Consider the following 7147-nt stretch of genomic DNA (forward strand, 5'->3'; position numbering starts at 1 on the left):
CACTCAATGCGCGAGTCTCGGTTTCAAACCTAAATCGACATTTCCAGCTCCTGTGAAAGAACGTCAGGATCGGAGACGGTGTCTGCCGAAAGCGGCGTCAGATCCGTAGCGTTCAGGTAGCTTTTGAGCATGGTCGGCTCGGACATGGCCAGCCACAGCTTGCCGTTGGCTGTCGCATAGGCCTCCATGCGGGCGCCCACGCGCGCATTGAAGCTGAAGGTCTGGTCTGAATGGGCGGCCGCGATGCAGGTGATCACCGACCCATCGAAGGTCGTTGCCATTGCTCCTTCCTTGGTCTCCGCGGCCAGCCCATTGAGAAAGGGCTGGATCTGGGCCGCTAGGCGGCTGAAGCTCTTGGCCCTCTCCCCGTAGTCGATCAGCTTGCTTCCAAGTCGGTACAGGCCCTTTCGGGGGGAAGTCAGCAGGCCCGCTTCGGCCAGCGTTCTCAAGAGCCGATGAGCCGTGATGCCGTTCATATCCCCAAGTTCAGCCACATCTCGGGCTGTCAGTTCCTGCCTCTTGTCGTCGAAAAGGTCGAGTATGCTGACTGCCTTGAGGATCGAGTTGTTGAGGGGCGTACTCATGGGGTCCTGACCGTTCCTGCAAACTTGCTGGAAGCTGCTTGACACAACGTGCAAAAGAGCGTGATATTGAAATCAGTATTTCATTATGTGAAATGTCAAGCAGATCGAAGGGCCTGGGTGGATGCGTTGAGGAGTGGCGATGGGCAGGTGGTAGCCGGCAGTGTTATCTTCAGCCGGCTGAAGACGCTTGGCGTCGACTACGTGTTCGCAAATTCCGGGACTGATTTCCCGCCCATCATCGAGGGCCTGGCCGAAGCGGCAGCGTCTGGCGTTGCGCTGCCGCAGGCCATCACCATTCCGCACGAGCATGCAGCCATGGGCATGGCCCATGGCTATTATTTCCTGTCCGGCAAGGCGCAGGCGGTCATCCTGCACACTAATGTCGGCCTCGCCAACGGCGCGATCGGTGCGCTCAATGCGGCCACGGATCACGTTCCGATGCTTCTCATGTCAGGCCGGACACCGACCGTGGAAAAAGGCCGCTTCGGTGCGCGTACGGTTCCGATCGGCTGGGGTCAGGAGATGCGCGATCAGACCGCACTCGTGCGGGAGGCCGCCAAGTGGGACTACGAGCTGCGGTTTCCCGAGCAGGTATCGGATATGCTCGACCGCGGCCACGCGATCGCGAACTCCACCCCGAAGGGCCCGGTCTATCTCAGCCTGCCGCGCGAAGTCCTGAGCGAGACGATCGATGCATCCGCAACCGCCGCAACGCCGACGATTAGGCCCGCGCGCGTCGAAGCCTCGGCGAGCGATATTAGTCAGGCGGCGGAATGGCTGGTGGGAGCGAGGAAGCCGGTCATCTTCGTGCAACGCGGTGCAGGTGACGCCGAGGGCTTCGCAGCGCTTTCGCAACTGGCAGACCGCTTCTCCATTCCCGTGGTCCATTACTGGGCGACGCAAATCGGCCTGCCGACCAGTCATCCGATGTGGGCCGGTGCCGATCCGGCTCCGTGGCTCGAGGACGCTGATGTCGTACTGGTCATAGACGCGCTGGCGCCGTGGATGCCGGAGATCCATTCGCCGCCCGCGGCTGCAAAGGTCATTCACCTCGGCCCCAACCCGCTCTTCAGCCGCTTCCCGGTGCGCAACTTCCGCTCCGATCTCTCGATCGCGACGGAAACCTCGGCCGGTCTGGTTGCGCTGGCCGCTGCAATGGAAAAGCTGGGTGATCCCGATCCGGCAGGCCGTGAAGCGCGGGCAAGGCCCTTGCGGACAAGACTGACGGAGCAGCGCGAAACGGAGATTGCCGTTGCGCGCGACGAAGACGGGCCGCGGATGACGAAGGCCCATGTGGCCTGGTGCCTGTCCGAAGCGCTGAAGGCACATGAGGCGACAGTGCTGTCGGAACTCGGATGTCCGCTCGCTCCGATGACGCTTGATCACCCGCAGGCATGGTACCAGGAGCCGCATTCCGGCGGCCTTGGCTGGTCTCTTCCCTGCGCCATGGGAATGAAGCTTGCTCGGCCCGACAGGCTGGTGGTCGCGACGCTGGGCGACGGATCCTATATGTTCGCCAATCCCGTGGCCTGCCATCAGATCATGGAAGCCTACGATATTCCCGTGCTGATCCTGATCCTCAACAATGCGGAATGGGGGGCGGTGCGGCAATCCGTGACCATGATGTATCCGGAGGGCTATGCGGCCAAGGCGAACCAGATGCCGCTGACCGGGCTTTCGCCCAGTCCGGATTTCACCAAGATTGCCGAAGCCAGCAATGCATGGGGACGGAAGGTCACGGAACGTGCCGACCTGCCTGCGGCCCTGGAGGCTGCGGTCACGGAGGTGATGCAGAACAAGCGCACTGCGCTGCTCGACATACGGGTGGCGTGATAACATGCCGGCAATGCCGGCGCTTCAGAGGCTAAACAGGGAGGAAATGCCAATGAAAACCTTGAAGACACTGCTGGTGGCGGCCATGGCCACGACCGCGTTGAGCGCTTCGGCGTTCGCGCAGGAATTCACCCTGAAACTCCATCATTTCCTGGGCCCGAAGTCGCCGGCCCAGACCCAGATGCTGGAGCCTTGGGCGAAATCCATCGAGGAAGCCAGCGGCGGCAAGGTCAAGATCGAGATCTATCCCTCGATGTCGCTCGGCGGCGCCCCCCCGGAACTGATCAGCCAGGTTCGCGACGGCGTCGTTGACCTCATCTGGACGGTCAATGGCTACACGCCGGGGCTTTTCCCGCGCACGGAAGTCTTCGAACTTCCCTTCATCCACACCAACGACATCAAGGCGACCAATCTGGCGATCCGCGCGATGTTCGACGAGCACCTTGCCGAAGAGTACAAGGGCGTGAAGGTGATGTTCCTGCACAGCCATGCAGGCCACGCCATCCAGATGGTCAAGGACGAAGTCCGCAAGCCGGAAGACCTGGCCGGGAAGAAGTTGCGCGTTCCAACCCGCACCGGCGCATGGGTCATCGAAGCCCTCGGCGCGGCGCCGGCGGCCATGCCGGTTCCGGATATCCCGCAGGCCTTCTCGAAGGGCGTGGTCGACGGCGCCCTGATCCCCTGGGAGATCATCCCGGCCCTGAAGCTCCAGGATCAGACCGAGTACCAGGTCGAGGGTCACGACATGACCCGCTTCGGCACCACGATCTTCCAGGTGTCGATGAATCTGGACAAGTGGAACTCGCTGCCCGAAGATGTTCAGAAGGCATTCGTCGATAACTCCAACGAGGAGTGGCTGGCGAAGGCCGCCGATATCTGGCGGCAGATCGACGACGGCGGCATCAAGGTCGCCACGGACGCCGGCAACACCCATATCCAGCTGACCGAGGAAGAGACACAAGCCTTCCAGACGGTGCTTGAACCGGTCGTCGATCGCTGGGTCAATGAGGTCGATGGCAAGGGGATCGACGGCGCGACCCTGGTGAGCAAGGCCCGGGAATTGATCTCGGCCAATTCGGCCAAGTAAGACGATGGCGGTCGGACGAGCCGGCAATAGGGGGGTGGGGCTGAAAGGCCTCACCCACCGCATCATCACCGCCTGGGCGCTCGCCGGTGGCGTCGTCATTCTCCTGGTGGTAGCCATTCAGACGATCAGCGTCATCACGGGTGCGTTCGGCAACCCGTTGCCCGGAGACTTCGAACTGACCGAGCTGGGTGTCGCGGTCGGCGTCTTCTGCTTCCTGCCATACTGCCAGTTGACCGATGCCAACGTCACCGCGGATATCTTCACATCGGGACTGAAACGGCGTTCGCGTGCGGTATTGATCTTGCTCTCCGCGCTCGTGGCGCTGGTCTTTGCGGCCATCATGGCGTGGAGAACCTGGATCGGGACGCTCGACCAGTTCGAATACGACTATCAGACGGCAATCCTGCAGATCCCGATCGGCTACGCTTTCATCCCGATCGTCATCTCCCTCCTGCTCCTTGTCCTGGCGTCGCTGGTGACGCTGGCTGAGAGCTATCGGGACATCGCTCACCCACAGCAGGAACGTATGTGACGCATGGATCAGAGTCTCCTACTCGGGCTTGTGGGCCTTGCAGCGCTTGTCATCCTCATCGGCATACGGATGCCGATTGCCTATGCGATGATCCTTGTCGGCGCGCTTGGGACCGTCGCCCTGAACGGCCACGCGGTACTTCTCAACCAGTTGAAGACGCTCGGTTTCAGCCAGTTCTCCAAATATGACATGTCGGTCATCCCGATGTTCGTGCTGATGGGCTACATCGCCACCCGCGCTGGCCTGTCGCAGGACCTTTTCCGCGCCGCCAACGCCTGGTTCGGGCGTATGCGCGGCGGCGTCGCCATGTCTGCCATTGCCGCCTGCGCGGGGTTCGGCGCCGTCTGCGGTTCATCGCTGGCGACGGCCACCACCATGGGCCAGGTGGCCCTTCCCGAGTTGAAGCGGTACCGCTATTCCGGCGCGCTGGCGACCGGCACGCTGGCGGCTGGCGGCCTTCTGGGAATCCTGATACCGCCTTCGGTCGTTCTTGTCGTCTATGCGGTCATTGTCGAGGCGAATATCGTCTCCATGTTTGCCGCCGCACTGTTCCCCGGCCTCATCGCCGTCGTGCTCTTCATCCTGGTGATCGCAATCTACGTGCGGGTCGTCCCGGATTCCGGTCCGGCCGGAGACAGGATCTCTTGGTCGGAGTGGATTTCGGCCACCTTGGGAGTCGTTCCCGTCCTCGGCATCTTCGTCATCGTCATCGGTGGCATCTATGTCGGTCTCTACAATCCGACTCCGGCTGCGGCCGTCGGTGTCGCCCTGGTGGCGCTCTACGGGTCACTCAGGCGTGGCGTGCGCCTGTCCGATTATCGCTGGGCGCTGCTGGAGACGGCGAAAACCAGCGGGATGATCTATCTGATCCTGTTCGGCGCCGAACTCCTGAAGATCTTCATGTCCCGGGGCGGTGTGCCCCAGGCCGCCGCGGAGATGATGGTCAATTCTGGTCTCTCGCCGATGGTGATCCTCATCCTGCTGCTTCTTGCGCTGATCGTCCTGGGCTGCCTCATGGATTCGATGTCGATGATCCTGCTGGTCATGCCCTTCTTCTGGCCCGTGGTGAGCGAACTCGATTTCGGCATGCCGACAGAGGACGTGAAGATCTGGTTCGGCGTCCTGGCGCTGATCGTCGTGGAGCTCGGGTTGATCACGCCGCCTGTCGGGATGAACGTGTTTGTCATCAGTTCCCTGGCGAAGGACGTGCCGATGAGCCAGACATTCAAGGGTGTGGCCCCGTTCTTCCTGGGCGAGCTTGTGCGGCTGGCACTGTTGATTGCCTTTCCGGTGATCTCGCTCTGGCTGCCACGGCTGATCTCTGGCTGAACCGGGCTCTGCCGGTCGAGCGGTCCCCATCAACTCGGCCATGATGGGGGCATTCACGTCGCTCGCGGACGACTATGCCCGTCGGTGGAACTTCGGAGGGTCGATCCGGTTCGCTCCTTGTGCCTCGCGCTTCGGATCGCGGGCGCGATAGCGATCGTCCCAACGGAAGGTATTCGGATGTACAGGTCTCTCCCCGGCATATTGATTCTTGTCCTGCTGTTCCTGCCGGCTGACCTCGCGCCGGCTTTTGCCCAGCAGGATGAGAAGCGGATGTTCGCCGACCGTCTGACCAGCCTAAGCAACTTCGTGCTGAAGTCGGCAGAGGTTGCGGCGTCTCGCGGACAGGAGGAATTCGTCAAGACCTTCGCCCAGACGGTAACGGATCAGATGCGGCAGGGGTTCGGGGTGGAGCTTGTGGAAGCGATCAGACAGGAGGGCCTCGATCCCTCGCCCGAACTGTCTCAGGAATATCAGAACAAGCTTCAGGCTCTCGAGACGGCAACTGAGGAGCAGTTCAGCAACGCCTACTTCTCAGCCCAGGTGCTGGCGCTGGAAAGCATGATCCAGCTGATAGAGGAGTATCAGCAGACCGGGCAGGACGGAGCGCTGAAGGCCTTCGCCGCCAACCACTTGGGTGGGCTCAGGACCCTCTATATCCGCGCTCAGGAATTCTCCGTCCGTTGAACGGGCCTCGAGGTTGCGCACGCTCCTGCAATGAACCGAGAGCCGCAATCCCACTGCGCAACCGACCGGCCCAGAACCATGCAGGAATGACAGGCGGAGCTGGCGGCACGCTTGGGCGATAGCTGCAAGCCGCGATGCGTGGACCCTTCATCCTTGCCATCGCGGATCAGGGGGTTAAGTTACCTGCCAAACGGGCCAAATCGAAAGGATCTTCCCCATGAAGAGGCTGTTTCACCGCGCGGTCGTAGTCACCGCGCTTGCGCTGTTTGGCGTTTCGGCGGCAGCGCAGACACCCCCGAATGTTCTGGTCGTCGGGCAGATCGCCGAGCCGAAGTCGCTCGATCCTCATGCAGTCACTGCAACGAATGACTTCCGTATCCTGGTCAACCTTTATGACGGGCTCGTCCGCTACAAGGATGGGACGCTCGAGGTGGAGCCGGCGCTGGCGGAGAGCTGGACGATCTCCGATGACGGTAAGACCTATACCTTCAAGCTCCGGCAAGGCGTTAGGTTCCATGACGGCTCTGCGTTCAATGCCGAAGCGGTGAAGTTCAACTTCGACCGGATGCTGAAGGACGACCATCCCTTCCACGATACGGGACCTTTCCCGCTGTCCTTCAATTTCTCGGCCGTCGAGGCGGTGAACGTCATCGACGACAGCACCGTTGAGTTCAAGCTGAACGAACCTTTCGCGCCTTTCCTGTCCAACCTCGCCTATCCGACAGGCCTGATCGTCTCGCCGGCGGCAGTGGAGCAGCACGGCAAGGATTTTGGACGCAATCCGTCTGGTACCGGGCCCTTCAAGTTCGCGGAGTGGAAGTCCAACCAGCTCGTGGCTGCCGAACGCAACAAGGATTACTGGGATGGCGCGCCGGCGCTGGAGGCAGTTGTCTTTAGACCGATCACCGATGCCAACACCCGCATCGCGGAAATGATGGCAGGCGGCATCGACATCATGGTGGAAGTGCCGCCGGACAACCTGGCGTCATTCCGCTCCGACGCCAACCTGAATGTTGTGGAGCAGGCCGGCCCGCATGTGTGGTTCGCCATCCTCAACTGTCGATTTACACTTCAAACTGGGACTCGGACAATTTCTGG

Annotated in this window: 7 protein-coding genes; 6 read left to right on the forward strand and 1 reads right to left on the reverse strand. The window is 61.6% G+C overall.

The window, feature by feature from the left end; genetic code table 11:
• Positions 1 to 29 precede the first annotated feature (29 nt).
• Complete coding sequence (locus EP380_RS23230; protein ID WP_127601194.1) at positions 30 to 584, reverse strand: IclR family transcriptional regulator; 555 nt, start codon at positions 582 to 584, stop codon at positions 30 to 32.
• A gap of 147 nt (positions 585 to 731) precedes the next feature.
• Between EP380_RS23230 and EP380_RS23235 the strand changes: the two genes are divergently transcribed.
• The 6 genes from EP380_RS23235 to EP380_RS23260 all read left to right on the forward strand — a co-directional run.
• Positions 732 to 2417 (forward strand): thiamine pyrophosphate-requiring protein, encoded by a 1686-nt coding sequence (locus tag EP380_RS23235; protein WP_238720034.1) that lies wholly within the window; start codon positions 732 to 734, stop codon positions 2415 to 2417.
• Positions 2418 to 2469: 52 nt separating this feature from the next.
• Complete coding sequence (locus tag EP380_RS23240) at positions 2470 to 3504, forward strand: TRAP transporter substrate-binding protein (protein WP_127601196.1); 1035 nt, start codon at positions 2470 to 2472, stop codon at positions 3502 to 3504.
• A gap of 34 nt (positions 3505 to 3538) precedes the next feature.
• Entirely contained in the window at positions 3539 to 4036 is a 498-nt protein-coding gene (locus EP380_RS23245) for a TRAP transporter small permease (protein ID WP_238720035.1), read from the forward strand.
• A gap of 3 nt (positions 4037 to 4039) precedes the next feature.
• A complete protein-coding gene (locus EP380_RS23250) occupies positions 4040 to 5365 on the forward strand; it encodes a TRAP transporter large permease (RefSeq protein ID WP_127601201.1) in 1326 nt (441 codons plus the stop codon).
• 177 nt (positions 5366 to 5542) lie between these two features.
• Positions 5543 to 6049 carry a DUF4142 domain-containing protein gene (locus EP380_RS23255; RefSeq protein WP_127601202.1) on the forward strand — a complete coding sequence of 169 codons (507 nt, stop codon included), beginning with the start codon at positions 5543 to 5545 and terminating at the stop codon, positions 6047 to 6049.
• A gap of 217 nt (positions 6050 to 6266) precedes the next feature.
• A partial coding sequence (locus EP380_RS23260; protein WP_238720036.1) for an ABC transporter substrate-binding protein occupies positions 6267 to 7147 on the forward strand: 881 nt, incomplete at its 3' end.

This window comes from Nitratireductor alexandrii (genome assembly GCF_004000215.1).
Lineage (GTDB): Bacteria > Pseudomonadota > Alphaproteobacteria > Rhizobiales > Rhizobiaceae > Mangrovimarina > Mangrovimarina alexandrii.